Raw genomic sequence first — 17137 nt, 5'->3', positions numbered from 1 at the left:
TATAACACAAGTTATACCCTAAACGCAAATTAACATTCTTAATAAAATCAAGAGAGAATTATATTAATCGATATTTTCTATTGTCATCTGCCTACATCCGGCACTACGGGTAAGCTTTCGTTTCCTGTACTGTTAACAGATTGCACTGCAAAAAAATAATTGTCTTTCGAATAAGGAATAATTATGTGGTCATCCGCGGTAAAAATTTTCTTTTGCCAAACAGGGCTTGTAGTCTCTCTTAACAAAACAAAATATCCTTTTGTGTTACCGGTTTTTGGAGGAAGCCAGGATAGCGAGGTTGTATTGGTTAATCTTGTTATTTCGATCTTTACTTCTTCGGGAACAGGTGGTGCTTTGGCAAGATTAGCAAGGTTTGCTAAGTTCATTGCTGTGTTTTTAGCCAGGTAGGTATAATCAATATGTTGCGGGAGGTCACCATAATGAATACCATTTTCCATACGAACATCCTGGTGCTGCCTTGTAAAATTTTCATTCATCTCGGTTATTCTTACAGCAGTAAATCCATTTTGTAAATAAGGCAAATGATCACCACCTCTTAAAAAACGATCAGTTCTGTAGATCATTACAACATTTAAATGGTCAACATAACGTTCAGCTGTTTCTTTTACATAACGTGCCAGTTGTCGCGATTTGCTGTCATTCTCCAGCCCCAAAGCCATGATTCGCTTTAGCTGTTCTTCTGTTTTATAATGAGGTATTCCTTCGCTAAAAACACGGACTTTTGTATTGTCTACAATATTGGTTTCATTGCTGTTATTGCTGCCCATAATATCATTATTTAACACGGCTTCTATATTCCAGTTTTCTTTCTTTGCTTTTTCAGCCATATAGGTTGACCCGAACAATCCCTGTTCCTCACCACTTACCGCTACGAAAATTAGCGTTGCCGGAAATGAATGTGTACCCATGATTCTTGCACACTCCAGCACGGCCGATGTTCCGCTGCCGTCGTCATCTGCGCCGGGCGCATCTTTGGTACTGTCCATTACGTTAGTACGCATATTATCGAGGTGGCCGCTTATAACAAAAATTCTGCTATCATTTGGATCAGTGCCCTTTAATGTTGCCATTACGTTTCCTAAAAGGATAGGCCTGTCTATACGTTTACCATTAGGATGAAGAGTAACGGTATCTATAAACGCAGTTAATCTTCCTGATGAACTTTTAGCAAATTCATTAAATTTTTTCAATACCCAGTTTCTTGCCGCGCCGATACCTCTTTTAGAATTGTTTTGTGTACTTAATGTATTTCTTGTGCCGAAGGCAACTAAATTTGCAATATAAGATTGCAGGGAATCTTTAGAAATTTCATTAACCATCTGCGAAATCTCCGGATCGCGATTGATGATGATTTGTGCAAAAATTTTATTTGCAGAAAATAAGATGATGAGCAGGCATATTTTTTTCATCTAATAAATATACCCAAATATTTTTTCAGGAATTCCTGCAATTAGCCCATAAAAAAGCCGTCTCTATTTTCGAAACGGCCTTCTAAAAATATCTTTTTATTCTTTAATCATGATCCCCATGATTGCCTCTTCCATGTCCATTCCCATGATCACCACCATTGCCGCGGCCTCTTCCATGTTCTCCACCATTTCCTCTGCCATTATTCCAGCCGCCGTTTCCACGTCCGTTATCCCTTCCATAATTTCCCCTGTCTTCTCTTCTGTCATTATATCTCTCATGTTCATAACGTTCCCGGGCCTCGTAATATCTGCCGTCGCGGCTGTCTCTGATTACTGGCTGATAATGTCCGCGATAGCGTGCATAGTGAGAACGATAATAAGATTCTCTCAACCATGGATCCCGGGCATTAATTACTACTTTATATGAATGGTACAAATCATAACGGCCATACCTTGGCGGTAAGGTTTCTGCAAAGTTCCAACGTCCAAAATCAAAGTAAACAAACATCCCTCTTGGAACATCATAATAAACATCGTAGTCAGGCAAGTAATAATAATCGACATAATCATAACCTACAGGTCCCCACACCGGCTGACGGCCAATATTAATGTTGACACTAACCTGTGATTTTGCATCGTAAGTGAACGCACTCAACGCAATTACCGATATAAGAAGAAATTTTTTCATAATAAACAATTTAACTTTACATAACTAATAAGATGCCATTTTTAGTATCATCCTGCAATGGCTTTGTTAATTAGATATGCCATTGATGTCGCAGTTTAATTATAATGGCTACTATAACCAAATGTTAACAAAATGGTTTGTTTTATAGCGGGCAGAATAAAAAGGTACCTATCATAATAGGGATTGCATAATACATTCCATCTGCATTCGATAACTTAATAAATTAATAGTATCATAATAAGCCACTACATTAAAACAAGGCTTGCTCCCCAAAAAAATTTATTTTTGCCCTTCGACAAGCTCAGGAGAATAAAATAAATTTTACGTAATGAACAAAGGACCCGTTTCTACATTTATAGAACACCATTACCGACATTTTAATGCGGCAGCATTAATGGATGCTGCCAAAGGTTATGTAACTCACCTGGACGAGGGCGGTAGAATGATGGTAACGCTTGCAGGTGCTATGAGTACAGCCGAACTGGGAATTTCTTTTGCTGAAATGATACGGCAGGATAAGGTATCCATTATAAGTTGTACAGGGGCTAATCTTGAAGAGGACATTATGAACCTGGTGGCACACAGTCATTACAAAAGAGTTCCTAACTATCGCGATCTAAGTCCGCAGGAAGAATGGGATTTATTGGAAAATCATTACAACAGGGTAACGGACACGTGTATCCCGGAAGAAGAAGCGTTCAGGAGATTGCAACAACATATATTTAAAATATGGAAAGATGCTGATGATAAAGACGAAAGATTTTTTCCACACGAGTATATGTATAAAATGTTATTGAGTGGTGTGCTGGAACAGTATTATGAAATTGATCCAAAGAATAGCTGGATGCTTGCTGCAGCGCAAAAAAATATTCCTATAGTGGTTCCCGGATGGGAGGATAGTACGATGGGAAATATTTTTGCATCGTATGTTATCAAGAAAGAATTGAAGGCTTCCACCATGAAAAGTGGTATTGAATACATGGTAGAATTGAGCGATTGGTATAGAAAAAATTCTTCGGGTAAAGGAGTTGGATTTTTTCAAATCGGTGGTGGCATTGCGGGGGATTTTCCTATTTGTGTTGTGCCTATGATGTACCAGGACCTGGAATGGCATGATGTTCCTTTTTGGAGTTATTTCTGCCAGGTATCTGATTCGACCACTTCTTATGGATCTTATTCAGGCGCCGTACCCAATGAAAAAATTACGTGGGGTAAGTTAGATATTCATACACCAAAATTTATTGTTGAAAGTGATGCAACAATTGTTGCGCCTTTAATATTTGCATGGGTATTGGACTGGTAACGTATCTTAATCTCTCTTAAAAAAATGAGGTTGTGAATTTTTAAAATGTAATAATGGAATTATTAATTGTTGTGTTAATTTTAAATAGTTGATAGCTAAAAAAAATTTTTCTCCGCAGCAGGTTGCATTACTTACCTCCATTCCAATAGGCATATCGGCGGGCCTGGCTTTATTTGTTTATAATGAATTATGGCTACCGGCCTTACTATTTTTTATTACCATAACATTAGTCGCTTACTTTATTATTTATGATACAGTAAAACGTTTTGTGTATAGAAAAATAAAACTCATTTATAAACTCATTTATCAAACAAAAGCAAATAAGAGAGAAGAATTTTATTATAAAAATATTTTACCCCAAAAATCTATTGAGGAAGTAAGTGATGATGTGGAACAATGGGCAGTACAGCGCAAAGAAGAAATTGAAATATTAAGAAGAAATGAAATTTTTAGAAAGGAATTTTTACTCAATCTTTCTCATGAATTGAAGACCCCGATTTTTGCGATTCAGGGTTATGTAGATACGCTGCTGAACGGAGCATTAGATAACCCGGAAGTGAATATAAAATTTTTGACCAATGCTTCAAAAAATGTTGACCGGCTGGTAAACCTGGTAGATGACCTTGATGAAATTACCAAGCTGGAGAGCGGCGAACAATTATTGTACAAACAGAATTTTGTAATCCAGGATGTTATTAAAGAGGTTTTTGAATCTCTTTCAATAAAAGCTGATGAAAAGAAAATAAAATGTTTTATTAAAAAAGGATGCGAGGTACCGCTTACGGTTTATGCTGACAAAGAAAAAATAAGACAGGTACTCATTAATCTTATTGACAACGCCATAAAATATGGAAAGAATAATGGAACAATTGAAGGGAGTGCCTACAAAATAGATGGCAAAAAAATATTGGTAGAAATAAGTGATGATGGCAATGGAATTTCGGAAGAACACCTGCCAAGAATCTTTGAGAGATTTTATCGCACCGATCTTGCAAGAAACCGTAAGGTTGGAGGAAGCGGCCTGGGGCTATCTATTGCCAAACATATTATAGAAGCACATGATGAAACAATTCATGTAAGAAGTAAAACAGATGTGGGCACTACATTTGGCTTCACGCTGGCCTCAGCAAAAACTAATTAGTTTTTCTTTTATACAATAATCTATTAAATAATTTCTCCAAAAAGATCCAGCAAATTATAGCAGATAGCAACCCGATGATTGCTCCGGCCAACACATCGTCCATAAAATGCTGGGCAAGATAAATGCGGCTATACCCAACCAGCGTGGCAGCCGCCAGAAAGATCATTGAATACTTTTTATCTTTCAAGGAAAAGCTAAGTACGGCAGCCAATGCAAATGCGGAGGTTGTATGTCCTGAAGGAAAAGCGTGAAAATTGTGCAGCGTTACGCCATCAATAAAATATTTATAAGAACTATCTTTTAAAAAAACTGCCGGCCTCGCCTCCAGTATAAAATATTTTAAAACCTGAGCTATAATACCCGAAACAACATAGCTGCTTAACACCATTAGCGATAAAAATTTCTTTTTAAAAAAATATAGTAACAATCCAACAGCAACCACAAAAAATCCATCTCCCAAATTGGTGAGGTAAATAAAAATAAAATCGAAAAAGCCAGAATGATAGGGATTAAATAAATAAAAGCCATCTGCCTTGGAATAAAACAAGAGTATGAGTGAAGCGATAATTATCAATACAATACATCCAATAAAAAAAAGGCGGTTCTCTTTATATAATCGGGTAAGCGTCATTCGGTTTAAATTAATTTTTCAAAAATAATCAAATGAATACTCATTACAGAACTGTTGATGATAAGACAATTATAAAACAGCATGGTAAAACATCCGGGAATGAATTGAAAACAACCAGTCATGAAATGCTTTTAATAAAAAACCACCCAACACGATTGAAAGGTGGTAAAGCATTGAGATAAACCTGTTTTGCTTACGGAAATTTTTAAATAAATATCTTGTTTTATTAAATTGACTATTGGTGTTTCAGCACTTTTGCTTCTACATAAAATATAATTTCTTCTGCAATATTTTTCGATTGATCACCCACTCTTTCCAGTTTCCTGATTATCGAAAGAATATATAATGACTGCTTGATAACGCCGGGATCTTTTATAATAAACTTTAAAATATTATCGTCTGCCTTTTTATTAATTTCATCCAAAATATCATCTCTAGAAAAAATGGTGCGGGCAAGAAGTGTATTTTCAAATTCAAATGCTACACGGGTATCGGTAAAAATACTTATAGAATCTTCAAACATCTTAATCACCCCTGCGGCTTCCAGTATTTCCATATTGTATTTAACAGGTGAGTCTACAATGTATTTTGCAATGCCTTCTGCTATGTCGCCAATTCTCTCGAGGTTATTATTTATTTTAAGAACTGCTAATAAAAAACGTAAATCAATTGCCACGGGGCAATAAAGCGCAAAAATATTTTCGCAATCCCTGTCTATTTTTATTTCAAGCGCATTTACTCTTTTTTCTTTTAAGACAACTTCCCTGGCCAGATCTTTATCAAAATTCAGCATTGATTCTTTGGCTTTGGAAAGCTGCAATAAAACCAGGTCCCACATATTTATTAATTCGGATTTTACGTCCTGCATTTCTGTTTCAAACTGGGTCATTATTTTCAATTTTTATTAGCTAAACCTTCCGGTTATATAATTTTGAGTTCTTTTATCCTGGGGATTGGTGAACATATTTTTTGTGTCGTCATATTCAATTAATTCTCCCAGGTAAAAAAAAGCAGTTTTATCACTTACCCTTGCAGCCTGTTGCATATTATGTGTTACCACAATAAGTGTATAATTTTTCTTTAACTCCTGTAATAATACTTCAATGCTTGAAGTAGAAATTGGGTCCAGGGCCGAAGTAGGTTCATCGAGTAACAGAACTTCCGGCTCCATGGCTATCGCTCTGGCGATGCATAAACGCTGTTGCTGGCCGCCCGAAAGAAAAGTTCCTTTCTTATGTAGGGAATCTTTTACCTCATTCCATAGCGCAGCCTTTTGTAAAGATTGTTCAACAATTACATCCTTGTCTGCTTTATTCATTTTCATTCCATTTAGCTTATAGCCGGCAATAACGTTATCATAAATGCTTAAATTAGGAAAAGGGTTGGGCCGTTGAAAAACCATTCCTATTTTATGCCGAACAAATATTGGATGCATTTCGTAAACATCTTCATTATTCAATAACATCTTTCCTTTGGTAGAAGCACCTTCTATCAATTCGTGCATCCGGTTAATGCACCGGAGAAAAGTTGTTTTGCCACAGCCGGACGGGCCCATTACCGCAACTACATTGTTTTTTGGAATTTCAATATTTACTTTTTTTACAACATGATTTTCCCCGAAGTATGCGTCAAAATCCACTGATTTTAAAATTGTATTTTCCATCGTCTTGTTGTAATCTTAGTAATAATATTCAATAATAATACCCACAAAAGTAAAATAAGTGCAGCACCCCATGCAAGATCATGCCATTCGTCATAAGGGCTGGTTGCATAATTAAAAATTAATAACGGAAGGCTTTGCATGGGCTTAAAAATGTTGGTGGAAAAAAATGGATTTCCAAAAGCCGTAAATAATAACGGTGCTGTTTCGCCGGCAATCCTCGCAACTGCTAAAATAATTCCTGAGATAACACCGCTAAACCCGCAGGGCAAAACGATTCTTAAAATCACCCTTTGATAGGGCAACCCTAATGCAAGCCCGGCCTCTTTTAATGAAGCGGGTAAAAGCTTTAATGTTTCTTCGGTTGATCTAACAACTATTGGAAGCATCATAATTGCCAGCGCCACACTTCCCGACAATGCTGAAAATGTACTCAAAGGTTTTACGATCCAGAAATAAATTACAATACCAACTACTATGGAAGGAGTGCCTTGCAAAACATCTACAGCAAGGCGGGTAAGATTTGCTAACCGGCTTTTTTTATTTTCGCTTAAATAAATACCGCCCATTACGCCCACCGGAATGGCCATTAACGCAGCAAAAAATACTATAAGTAAACTACCTACTAAAGCATTGGCGATTCCGCCACCGGCCTCACCAACAGGCTTCGGAAGGTTTACAAGAAAGTGCCAGTTGATTCTTGTTATCCCTTCTCTCAAAATATAAAAAAGTATTAGAAACAGCGGCACGGTACAAAGTGTGGAAAGCAGAATTACTATCGCTTTAAAAAATTTGCTTTTACCTAACCTGTATTTAATATGAGGCTTCATATTTTATTCTGTTGTAAATCTTTTAATAATTCTTTTACCAATTAAATTAATGACCACCGTTACGAGAAATAAAACTAAACCGAGTTCAATTAATGAAGAAAGATAAAGGCTGCTGGCCGCTTCGGTAAATTCATTGGCTATTACGCTTGCCATTGTATTGCCGGGATCGAAGATGCTTTTAGGTATTAGACTCGTGTTACCTATCACCATAGTTACGGCCATCGTTTCTCCCAGTGCTCGTCCAAGGGATAAAAGAACACCGGCCATTAAACCCGATTTGGCATAAGGTAAAATTACGGCACGAATTACCTCATACCTTGTTGCACCCAGGGAATAAGCCGCTTCTTTTAATGAGGAAGGAACCATGCGAATCATTTCCCTGCCCAACGAAGCGGCATAAGGAATAATCATGATGGCTAAAATAACAGAAGAAGTAAAGATGCCGATTCCATAAGGCGTTACTCCCAGTTTTATTTCTAAGCTCCTTACTAACGGTACCAATACAAATAACCCCCAAAAGCCATAAATAACAGAAGGAACCGCTGCGATAAGTTCTATTGAATTTTTTAAAAATTCAGAGAACCATCCACGTGGGAAATATTCGCCTAAAAAAATAGCAATGGCAAATGAAAAAGGTATTGATATTAATAAAGCTAAAAATGAAGTTAACAAAGTGCCCAACAGGAACGGGTAAGTGCCATAAACATTTGCCACAGGATCCCATGTTTTACCCACCAAAAAGCCAAAGCCTAATGCTTTTATTGACGGCATCGATTGAACGACAAGCGTAAGTAAAAATGAGATTACGAGGATGAGAATACTTAATGCGATAAGCACAAGAGAAGTTTTAAAAAACTTTTCCATGCGTATCTGGTGGAAGGCACGTTTTATTTTAACGTTCTTCCACACATTCATCATATGGGTTATAGACGAAATTTCCCGCAGCAATGAATTACTGCGGGAACTCCCTGATTTTGTAAATGATAATTTCAAAACAATATTATAAAATGAATTTTTACATTAATGGTTTCGCGTTAAAAGTAGCTGATTTTAAAATATTTTCGGCAACGGTAACAGCGGCTGGGGATAAAGGTGCATAATTTAAGCCCTGGCAAAACTGCTGGCCATCATGAATAGTCCACCATAATAATTTTACCACGTTTTGAGCTCTTTCCTGTGAACGGTTATTGTAATTTTGTTCCTGGTAAATTAATGCCCAGGTAAATCCGCTGATAGGATAACCGTCGGCAGCATCTGTATTACCCAAAAATATTTTTGAATCTGCAGGTAACTGCACGTTACTTGCGGCGCTCGTTGAGGCTATGTTTGGAGTAATATAATTACCTGATTTGTTCTGAACTTTGGCATAAGCCATTTTATTTTGAACTGCATAAGCCAATTCAATGTAACCTATTCCGCCGGGTGTTTGTTTAATAAGGCCTGCAACACCTTCATTACCTTTTCCACCAATTCCTTGTGGCCAGTTTACTGATGTGCCTTTACCAACTTTTGTTTTCCACTCGTCGTTTACTTTACATAAATAATCAGTAAAAATGTTTGTGGTACCACTTCCGTCAGAACGATGTGCTATTACAATTGGAGTAGCTGGTAATTTTACACCCGCGTTAATTGCTGCAATTTTTGCATCATTCCATTTGGTAATTTTACCAAGATAAATTTCTGCAAGCACTTCAGGGCTTATTTTCAAAGTATCTTTTACTTCCGGTAAATTATAACTTATAACAACTGCTCCTGAACACATAGGAATGTGTAATACAGGTACGCCCATTTTCTGAGCTTGTTCTTCAGTTAACGGAGCATCTGAATCGCCAAAGTCAACTGTTTTATTGGTCAATTGCAAAATACCTCCGCCTGACCCGATTGACTGGTAATTAATTTTTAAACCAGTAAGCTTATTATATTCCGAAAATTGTTTGGAGAATAAAGGATATACAAATGTGCTTCCGGCTCCTAACAGTGTCTTGTCATCGTTAGTGCCTGATGATGCTGTGGATGTAGAATCACTTCCGCTTTCTTTTCCGGAGTTACCATTACAGCCCGGCGTTATACTTCCGGTTACGCCTAATAACAAGGCGGCAAAAAAAACATTTTTAATTGTTGTTATTATTTTCATGATTGTTAATTTAATATTAGTAGAAATTTCTTATTTATAAAAGCTGACTATTTACCAAATACATAATAAAAAGTAAGGCGAGCAACAACATCGCTTACGTCGTATTTTGTTGCAAAGCCTTGGTTCTTGTAATGATTTAGCCAAAGATTTGGCATAAGATGAACATTTTTCATAGGTGTAAAATCAAGGCCCGCTGTTATAAAATTTTCTTTAGTTGAAGGGTCGCTATATCCGCCCGTATTTCCTACGTATTTGTTATACCTATTGTTATCAATTTTATTGTCGGGGTTGAAAAAGTCGGTGCGAGCGAAGAAATTTAATTTATCCTTAACCAGTGTCCCTCTCACGAATATTGAAAGACCGGAAGCATCCACAGACAAAACATCTACATTACCGGTAGAGATTTCTGTAGCCTGGTTGTCGTTTTTCAAATGATTGTTATATGCTTCTACTCCAATTGTAAATGTTGGTACAGTATAGGCCACAAAACCTTTAATCATGCTTCTTGAATGCTTCATACCGGCAACCGGGGACATACCGTTATAATCCACGTATAAATTTACATAGAGTTTTTTATCAAGGAATTTCCCCCAAATATCGCCGTATAGCCATTTGTAGTTGTCTCCCTCCGGTTTAGCACCAGTTCCGTTGCCTACCATTAAATCGTAACCAAAATTACCCTTCTTAGGGTCAAACTTCCCTTGTAATGAAGCTCCCAAATCATAAGATGGTGTTCCACGAACATCGATGATGGTCTTTTCAACAGAGCGATAACCCCATATTGGTTCGGAAGACATGGAGAAACCGGGAGTTGACACCTGGCCAAGGATCAGGTCAGTTCCTTTCCAAAGATCTTTAATGCGAAGGTTTGCAAGTTTTACATAAAATGCGAGTTTATTATCTGTTAGTGCTTCGCCTGGCGCCGCTTCAAGTAATACTTCGGCGGCAAATTTTTTGGTAATGTTATAGTTGTAACCGAGATAAAGTCTCCTGATCTGGAAGGCATTCCTGTTTTTAGGTACACCTGAGTACTGGCTACCGCTGCCCCGGTTTAGTGAGTCTGCTTGTGCTTTTACATAATAATCACCAAACATATAACCCCATAATTTGCCGGAATTAGGTCGCCCCGCATTGAAGGCGGAGTCAGAGTTTGAAACAAACTGCGCCTTTATATTATTGCTAAATAGTACGCTGGCCGATAATACAGTTAGAAATAAAATTTTTTTAGTAAACATAGTATTCTGTAATTTTTGTGCAAAGGAATCTTTGTTATGTTACCAAATTGTTAAGCCATTATTACCTTAGGGTTAACATTAACCAGCGACGAACATCTCTGGGTTTGTTCATTTCTAAAAAGTTTAAGCCATCTACAATAAAAAGCCCATTTTTAAGCAGATTGAAAATAATAAAAAAATAAAGTATTAGTTTCCAATATTTAAGCCATTTTCAGTTTATTATTTTAAAAAGCGAAGAAATCTTTTGATTAAAATCCGATAGTATATTTTTGCGAAAATTTATTTACATGGCTTTAAACTCTATTTTAAAATTCTTTTTACCGAAGGATAAAATATTTTTTCAACTTTTTGAAAATGTTGGAGAAACTGTTTCCATAATGGGAGCCAGGCTTAAAGACGTGGTGCATGAAAAAGATTTTGATAAAAGAGCAATCCTCATAAAGGAAATTGAAGACCTTGAACATGTAAATGACGATTATACGCACCGGATATTTACAGAACTGGGAAGAAATTTTATAACACCTTTCGACCGCGAAGATATCCACTACCTCGCTACCTCTCTCGACGATATTTGCGATTACATTTATGCCTCAGCAAAAAAAATTAATTTTTATAAAGTAAACCCTGATGATAGTGGATTTCAAAAAATGGCCGAACTTATTTTAAGCAGCTGCAATGAAGTACAAAAAGCGGTTGCTGAATTAAGAGATATGAAAAACCTGAGGAAAATTACGGACGCCATGGTTTTAATAAACAGCATTGAAAACCAGGCCGATGATATTTTTGACATGAGCATTGAAAAACTTTTTGAAACCGAACCGGACGCTAAAGAAGTAATTAAGAAAAGAGAGATTTACCAGATAATGGAAATTGTAACAGATAAATGCGAAGACGCCGCTAACGTGATTGAATCAATTATAATTAAATATGCGTAATAAGATTACGGAATAAGTATCCATCTTAAAAGTTTTATATGCTCGCCTTTCTTATTATCATTGTTATACTTGCGCTTATTTTCGATTTTATAAATGGCTTTCACGATGCTGCCAATTCAATAGCCACCATTGTTTCAACTAAAGTACTCACGCCATTCCAGGCTGTTTTATGGGCGGCGGCTTTTAATTTTATAGCTTTCTTTGTTTTTAAAGAACATAAAGTTGCCGGTACTATTGCCAATATTATTTCAGAAAATGTTATCAGTTTTAAAGTGCTGCTATCAGCAACCATCGCCGCTATAAGCTGGAATCTTTTAACCTGGTATTATGGTATTCCATCCAGTTCGTCACATACACTTATTGGCGGCCTTGCCGGTGCAGCCATCGCCGCCGGCGGCCTACATGGCGTAAACACACATCCTATTTTTATTGCTGTTATTTTTATGGTGCTTTCCCCCATTATTGGTCTCATATTTGGATTTTTAATGACGCTTATAACGGTTAACCTTGCCCGAAACTCCAGGCCGGCTAAAGCAGAAAAATGGTTTAAGCGACTGCAATTAGTTTCGTCGGGCGCATTAAGCCTGGCACACGGGGGAGGCGACTCTCAAAAAACCATGGGTTTAATCCTCACTGCAATCTGGTTTTACCATAAAACTGTGCATGGAAATACTATGTCGGTACATGACATGGCAATGCCAGGTTGGTTACCTCTTGCCTGTTATTCTGCCATTGCTCTTGGCACCATGTCTGGCGGATGGCGTATTGTCAAAACAATGGGAACACGCATTACCAAAGTAAATCCGCTGGAAGGAGTATGCGCAGAAACCGCGGGTGCAATTACCATTTTTTTAACCATAGTTTTTGGAATTCCCGTTAGTACCACTCACACACTCACCGGTTCCATAGTAGGAGTGGGTGCTACAAAACGCCTTTCTGCAGTAAGGTGGGGTGTCACGTTCAACCTCATCTGGGCATGGATACTAACCATTCCTGTAAGTGCTCTTGTTGCAGGATGCATTTATTATATTATACATTTTATAGGGTGATAATTTATTTCTTAATAGCGGCCTATTGATGTTTTTCCTTTCTTTGTAGTATGAAGAAAATATTAGTAACAGGTGGATGCGGGTATATCGGCGCCCACACCATACTTGATTTAATAGAAAATAATTTCGATCCTGTTTGTATTGATAATAATTCAAGATCAACCACGGCATTGCTGCAGGGGATAAAAGATATTACCGGCAAAGCGGTAAAAAACTACAAAGTAGATCTCTGCAATTTTGATGATACCTATGCTGTTTTTCAAGAGAATACCGATATAGAAGGTATCATACATTTTGCTGCTTATAAAGCCGTGGGAGAATCTGTTGAAAACCCATTATTATATTTTGAAAATAATTTGACTTCTCTTATCAATGTTTTAAAATGTGCCAAAGAGTTCAATATTTCTAATTTCATTTTTTCTTCTTCATGTACCGTTTATGGAAGTCCTGATGAAATTCCCGTAACAGAGCGATCGCCGTTGAAGCCGGCAGAATCGCCTTATGGCGCTACCAAACAAATGGGTGAAGAAATCGTAAAAGAAGTAACCCGTTCTAGTGAAACAAGTAGCATTTTATTAAGATATTTTAACCCGGTGGGAGCACATCCTTCCGCGCTTATTGGCGAATTACCGGTTGGCAAACCACAAAACCTGGTTCCTGCAATTACCCAAACCGCTATTGGGAAATTAAAGCAACTTATAGTACATGGTGATGATTATGAAACAAGAGATGGCTCTTGTGTAAGAGATTATATTCATGTTTGCGATATAGCTCATGCTCATACACTGGCTCTACAATATTTAATAAATAAAAAAAATTCATCGCCTTGCGAAATATTTAACCTTGGAACCGGGAACGGCGTAACCGTGCTGGAAGCCATCCATTCATTTGAAAAAGTAAGTGGCGTGAAATTAAATTATGCCATTGGCCCGAGAAGGCCCGGTGATATTATGGCTATTTATGCAAACAATTCTCTGGCAAAAGAAAAATTAAACTGGAATCCAAAATATTCTTTGGATGAAATGATGTCTTCAGCATGGAAATGGGAATTGAAATTAAAAGCCGATGAACAACTTCATAATAATCCAAATTTTCAAATGAATTAAATCTCTTTCTCTCCATTATTATTTTTATCCTTAACAGCTTATTGCTAATTTGCAGCCATTGCTTTTCCTCAATACTAAAAAAGAAGTATAGTTTATGATTAAAGATATAGTCGCAAAAAATGAAAAAGAAACCCGCGGTGGTTTTGGCGAAGGCATTTATGAACTTGGTAAGAAAAATGAAAACGTAGTGGTGCTCACGGCCGATCTTGCGGGTTCATTAAAGCTGCATCCTTTTATAAAAGATTTTCCCGAAAGATATTTTCAATGCGGCATTGCAGAGGCAAATATGATGGGCATTGCAGCGGGTTTAACCATTGGAGGAAAAATTCCCTATACAACAACCTTTGCCAATTTTTCTACGGGAAGAGTGTACGACCAGATAAGACAATCGATCGCCTATTCAAATAAAAATGTAAAAATCTGCGCCTCACATGCAGGACTTACTTTAGGCGAAGATGGCGCTACGCACCAGATACTGGAAGACATTGGATTGATGCGCATGCTACCCGGAATGACAGTTGTTGTGCCTTGTGATTTTAATCAAACTAAAGCGGCAACGCTCGCCATTGCTGACTATGAAGGCCCCGTTTATTTAAGATTCGGAAGGCCAAAATGGCCGAACTTTACAGAGGAAGGCCAGCATTTTGAAATAGGCAAAGCACAGGTTCTTGCGGAAGGAAATGATATCACCATTTTTGCATGTGGCCATCTTGTATGGAAAGCGGTTGAAGCTGCAAAAATTCTGGAAGAAAAAGGCATCAGTGTAGAATTGATAAACCTTCATACCATTAAACCATTAGACGAAGCGGCAATTATTCAATCAATACAAAAAACAAAATGTGCGGTTACTGCTGAAGAGCACAATATTTTAGGTGGAATGGGAGATGCCGTAGCTCATGTTTCAGTTAGAAACTTCCCTGTACCTATTGAATATATTGGCACGAAAGACACATTTGGAGAAAGCGGGAAACCAGCAGATCTTCTCAAAAAATATGGGCTGGACACGCTGGACATTGTTAAGGCTGCGGAAATAGCCCTATCTAAAAAGAACAATTAAAAAGTATTGGGAATTACAGGTAGGCATTGGCGTTAGTTATACGTATTTGCATTTTTATACGTGATACGTGGTCTCAGAGGCTATACTACTTCTCTTAATTCATTCCATCTTGACGTATATCTTGGCGAGCGGAATTCTTTTCTCATTTTCCAGTCACGCGTAAGGCCTGAGGAAGCAAATTTCACGATGTCATCTCTCATGCTGAAGTTGAGATTATCAAGAGCATCCATTAAAATGCGTTTGTTGTTCTCCGTTATAGGTTCAAATAAATTACTCTGAACAGATGTGTCGGGAACAATGCCGCTTAACATTACACCGGCTTTTTTATATTCCCCGCCTGGCTTAAAAATTTGTTCTGCCAGCCGCATAGCAGGTGCAATCAATTCATTGGTGACAGATGTAGCAGCAGGTAAAATGGTATGTGTACTCAAAGTAGCGCCACGACTAAAATTGGCAGAATGGCTTTCTTCTTTCGCTACAATAAAAACACTCAATACAGAAGCAACACATTTTTGCCTTCTTAATTTTTCGCCGGCTCTTGCAGTATAGGTAGCAATGGCTTCCTTAATATCATTTAGATCAGTAACATTTTTACCAAACATGCGGGTAGTAGCTATCATTTTTTTTACTTTCAATTCATCTTTCATTTCAATGCAGGGTATTCCTTTTAATTCTTTTACAAGCCTTGCTCCCACTACTCCGCCCAAATGTTTATAAATCCATTCTTCAGGCATATTGCAAAGATCCCATGCGGTAGTAATTCCCCAGTTAATAAGCTTATCGGCATAGGCTCTTCCTACACCCCATATTCCACTTACACTTGTTTTTTTTAATATTTCTCTTATATTATCTTCTTTAATAATTGTTGCTACACATTTTGTTGCGGCCTTATTTTTTTTTGCAAGATGATTGGCAATTTTTGCAAGCGTTTTAGTTGGAGCAATTCCTACAGAAACTGAAACACCTGTCCATTGCTCAACAATTTCCCTCATCTGCAAAGCATAACTATCGAGAGAATTTTCTTCAATCATACTTACATCTAAAAATGATTCATCAACAGAATATACTTCCACATTATTTTCGCCCACCAGTATTTTCAAAGTATCCATTACCCGCCTGCTCATATCGCCATATAAATTGTAATTAGACGAAAACGTTGCTACATTATGCTGTTCAATTAAATTCTTTGCTTTAAAATAAGGACCTGTCATTTCAACTCCTAAAAGTTTTGCCTCGTCACTTCGCGAAATAATACAGCCATCATTGTTGCTTAAAACAACCACGGGCTTGTTTTTCAGGTCAGGCCGAAAAACCCTTTCGCATGAACAATAAAAACTATTGCAATCAACAATTGCTTTCATGTCTCCCTTTTTTTGTAAAAGATAATATTGCCAAAGTAGGATTTACTATACATCTAAATTTGCGCTCTAATGATATTCCCTTTCCTTCAGAGAGGGTTTGAGGTAACTGCATCTATGGTGTATGAATCACATATGTTACCACTCCCCAGATTGCAAAATCTTCACAGGTATTATCAATCTGTATCGGGGATAATTTATTGGAGTCAGTCAGCAACCTGATACTGTCTTTTGTCTTTTCAAAACGCCTGATCAGCATATCACCATTTAAAATGGCAATAATTACTTTACCGTTAGTTGCTTTTATTGAGCGGTCAACAATGGCTACATCGCCTTTATAAATTCCCGCTTCTTTCATAGCATCGCTGCTCACTCTCATAAAAAAAGTTGCGGGCTTGTTGCGGACCAGTTCCTCGTTAAGATCAATGCCTCTCTCCATATAATCATCAGCTGCGGCACCAAACCCTGTTGCATTTGCGGAGTGAATATCAAACTGGGTCATCCCTTTACTGCCGTTATATTTAGAAGAAAAAATTTTATCACTATCCATATAAATATTTTGGTAGGTTACTAAATTATT

General features: G+C 37.3%; 18 protein-coding genes. 7 read left to right on the top strand and 11 right to left on the bottom strand.

The features are described 5' to 3' along the window. Window positions 1-83 precede the first annotated feature (83 nt). Both FW778_RS11680 and FW778_RS11675 read right to left on the bottom strand, forming a co-directional pair. A complete protein-coding gene (locus tag FW778_RS11680) occupies window positions 84-1430 on the bottom strand; it encodes a M20/M25/M40 family metallo-hydrolase (RefSeq protein WP_150414883.1) in 1347 nt (448 codons plus the stop codon). A gap of 103 nt (window positions 1431-1533) precedes the next feature. Further along, window positions 1534-2118: a hypothetical protein gene (locus tag FW778_RS11675; RefSeq protein ID WP_150414882.1), complete on the bottom strand. Its 585-nt coding sequence runs from the start codon at window positions 2116-2118 to the stop codon at window positions 1534-1536. Between the two features lie 328 nt (window positions 2119-2446). On the opposite strand from FW778_RS11675, the gene FW778_RS11670 reads away from it, so the two are divergent. Together FW778_RS11670 and FW778_RS11665 are read left to right on the top strand one after the other, a co-directional pair. Further along, on the top strand, window positions 2447-3421 hold the full coding sequence (locus FW778_RS11670; RefSeq protein ID WP_150414881.1) for a deoxyhypusine synthase family protein: 975 nt from the start codon (window positions 2447-2449) through the stop codon (window positions 3419-3421). 88 nt (window positions 3422-3509) lie between these two features. After that, on the top strand, window positions 3510-4562 hold the full coding sequence (locus FW778_RS11665; RefSeq protein WP_150414880.1) for a sensor histidine kinase: 1053 nt from the start codon (window positions 3510-3512) through the stop codon (window positions 4560-4562). Here the strand turns inward: FW778_RS11665 and FW778_RS11660 are convergent. Further along, the gene (locus FW778_RS11660; RefSeq protein WP_150414879.1) at window positions 4555-5193 is read right to left on the bottom strand and encodes a phosphatase PAP2 family protein; all 639 of its coding nucleotides are present in this window, start codon (window positions 5191-5193) and stop codon (window positions 4555-4557) included. The two genes, FW778_RS11665 and FW778_RS11660, sit on opposite strands and share 8 nt — an antisense overlap. A gap of 32 nt (window positions 5194-5225) precedes the next feature. On the opposite strand from FW778_RS11660, the gene FW778_RS23115 reads away from it, so the two are divergent. Then, a complete protein-coding gene (locus FW778_RS23115; protein ID WP_202552195.1) occupies window positions 5226-5375 on the top strand; it encodes a hypothetical protein in 150 nt (49 codons plus the stop codon). A gap of 53 nt (window positions 5376-5428) precedes the next feature. Here FW778_RS23115 and phoU read toward each other — a convergent pair whose 3' ends face one another. Genes phoU through FW778_RS11630 form a run of 6 tightly spaced genes read right to left on the bottom strand, consistent with a single transcriptional unit; the run spans window position 5429 to window position 11052 of the window. After that, entirely contained in the window at window positions 5429-6082 is a 654-nt protein-coding gene (gene phoU / locus FW778_RS11655) for a phosphate signaling complex protein PhoU (protein ID WP_150414878.1), read from the bottom strand. Between the two features lie 15 nt (window positions 6083-6097). Further along, window positions 6098-6856, bottom strand: a complete 759-nt coding sequence (gene pstB / locus FW778_RS11650) for a phosphate ABC transporter ATP-binding protein PstB (RefSeq protein ID WP_150414877.1) — start codon at window positions 6854-6856, stop codon at window positions 6098-6100. Further along, a complete protein-coding gene (gene pstA / locus FW778_RS11645) occupies window positions 6838-7683 on the bottom strand; it encodes a phosphate ABC transporter permease PstA (protein ID WP_150414876.1) in 846 nt (281 codons plus the stop codon). The genes pstB and pstA overlap by 19 nt, the downstream gene beginning before the upstream one ends. A gap of 3 nt (window positions 7684-7686) precedes the next feature. Continuing rightward, a complete protein-coding gene (gene pstC, locus FW778_RS11640; protein ID WP_235906226.1) occupies window positions 7687-8676 on the bottom strand; it encodes a phosphate ABC transporter permease subunit PstC in 990 nt (329 codons plus the stop codon). Between the two features lie 22 nt (window positions 8677-8698). Continuing rightward, window positions 8699-9817, bottom strand: coding sequence for a phosphate ABC transporter substrate-binding protein PstS (gene pstS / locus FW778_RS11635; RefSeq protein WP_150414875.1), 1119 nt, complete (start codon window positions 9815-9817; stop codon window positions 8699-8701). Between the two features lie 47 nt (window positions 9818-9864). Then, complete coding sequence (locus tag FW778_RS11630; RefSeq protein WP_150414874.1) at window positions 9865-11052, bottom strand: hypothetical protein; 1188 nt, start codon at window positions 11050-11052, stop codon at window positions 9865-9867. A gap of 287 nt (window positions 11053-11339) precedes the next feature. Here FW778_RS11630 and FW778_RS11625 point away from each other — a divergent pair, with 287 nt between their 5' ends. From FW778_RS11625 to FW778_RS11610, 4 genes are all read left to right on the top strand, one after another. Continuing rightward, window positions 11340-11987 carry a DUF47 domain-containing protein gene (locus FW778_RS11625; protein ID WP_150414873.1) on the top strand — a complete coding sequence of 216 codons (648 nt, stop codon included), beginning with the start codon at window positions 11340-11342 and terminating at the stop codon, window positions 11985-11987. Window positions 11988-12025: 38 nt separating this feature from the next. Next, the gene (locus tag FW778_RS11620; protein ID WP_150414872.1) at window positions 12026-13036 is read left to right on the top strand and encodes an inorganic phosphate transporter; all 1011 of its coding nucleotides are present in this window, start codon (window positions 12026-12028) and stop codon (window positions 13034-13036) included. Between the two features lie 50 nt (window positions 13037-13086). Beyond that, window positions 13087-14142 (top strand): UDP-glucose 4-epimerase GalE, encoded by a 1056-nt coding sequence (gene galE / locus FW778_RS11615; protein WP_150414871.1) that lies wholly within the window; start codon window positions 13087-13089, stop codon window positions 14140-14142. A 94-nt stretch (window positions 14143-14236) separates the two neighbouring features. Next, complete coding sequence (locus FW778_RS11610; RefSeq protein WP_150414870.1) at window positions 14237-15199, top strand: transketolase family protein; 963 nt, start codon at window positions 14237-14239, stop codon at window positions 15197-15199. Window positions 15200-15279: 80 nt separating this feature from the next. Here the strand turns inward: FW778_RS11610 and FW778_RS11605 are convergent, their stop codons facing one another. Both FW778_RS11605 and FW778_RS11600 read right to left on the bottom strand, forming a co-directional pair. Further along, on the bottom strand, window positions 15280-16560 hold the full coding sequence (locus FW778_RS11605; RefSeq protein WP_150414869.1) for a Y-family DNA polymerase: 1281 nt from the start codon (window positions 16558-16560) through the stop codon (window positions 15280-15282). A 112-nt stretch (window positions 16561-16672) separates the two neighbouring features. Beyond that, a complete protein-coding gene (locus tag FW778_RS11600) occupies window positions 16673-17107 on the bottom strand; it encodes a LexA family protein (RefSeq protein ID WP_150414868.1) in 435 nt (144 codons plus the stop codon). Window positions 17108-17137 lie beyond the last annotated feature (30 nt).

The organism is Ginsengibacter hankyongi, from assembly GCF_008710285.1.
In the GTDB taxonomy this organism is placed as follows: Bacteria; Bacteroidota; Bacteroidia; order Chitinophagales; family Chitinophagaceae; genus Ginsengibacter; species Ginsengibacter hankyongi.
This window is presented reverse-complemented; position numbering and strand designations above follow the sequence as displayed.

Bases quoted from the DNA above. Each gene is read 5' to 3' on its own strand.
- pstA (WP_150414876.1), bottom strand. From the start codon at position 7,683: ATGAAGCCTCATATTAAATACAGGTTAGGTAAAAGCAAATTTTTTAAA.
- FW778_RS11605 (WP_150414869.1), bottom strand. From the start codon at position 16,560: ATGAAAGCAATTGTTGATTGCAATAGTTTTTATTGTTCATGCGAAAGG.
- FW778_RS11625 (WP_150414873.1), top strand. From the start codon at position 11,340: ATGGCTTTAAACTCTATTTTAAAATTCTTTTTACCGAAGGATAAAATA.
- FW778_RS11600 (WP_150414868.1), bottom strand. From the start codon at position 17,107: ATGGATAGTGATAAAATTTTTTCTTCTAAATATAACGGCAGTAAAGGG.
- galE (WP_150414871.1), top strand. From the start codon at position 13,087: ATGAAGAAAATATTAGTAACAGGTGGATGCGGGTATATCGGCGCCCAC.
- FW778_RS11620 (WP_150414872.1), top strand. From the start codon at position 12,026: ATGCTCGCCTTTCTTATTATCATTGTTATACTTGCGCTTATTTTCGAT.
- FW778_RS11630 (WP_150414874.1), bottom strand. From the start codon at position 11,052: ATGTTTACTAAAAAAATTTTATTTCTAACTGTATTATCGGCCAGCGTA.
- FW778_RS11610 (WP_150414870.1), top strand. From the start codon at position 14,237: ATGATTAAAGATATAGTCGCAAAAAATGAAAAAGAAACCCGCGGTGGT.
- FW778_RS11675 (WP_150414882.1), bottom strand. From the start codon at position 2,118: ATGAAAAAATTTCTTCTTATATCGGTAATTGCGTTGAGTGCGTTCACT.
- FW778_RS23115 (WP_202552195.1), top strand. From the start codon at position 5,226: ATGAATACTCATTACAGAACTGTTGATGATAAGACAATTATAAAACAG.
- FW778_RS11670 (WP_150414881.1), top strand. From the start codon at position 2,447: ATGAACAAAGGACCCGTTTCTACATTTATAGAACACCATTACCGACAT.
- FW778_RS11660 (WP_150414879.1), bottom strand. From the start codon at position 5,193: ATGACGCTTACCCGATTATATAAAGAGAACCGCCTTTTTTTTATTGGA.
- phoU (WP_150414878.1), bottom strand. From the start codon at position 6,082: ATGACCCAGTTTGAAACAGAAATGCAGGACGTAAAATCCGAATTAATA.
- pstB (WP_150414877.1), bottom strand. From the start codon at position 6,856: ATGGAAAATACAATTTTAAAATCAGTGGATTTTGACGCATACTTCGGG.
- pstS (WP_150414875.1), bottom strand. From the start codon at position 9,817: ATGAAAATAATAACAACAATTAAAAATGTTTTTTTTGCCGCCTTGTTA.
- FW778_RS11680 (WP_150414883.1), bottom strand. From the start codon at position 1,430: ATGAAAAAAATATGCCTGCTCATCATCTTATTTTCTGCAAATAAAATT.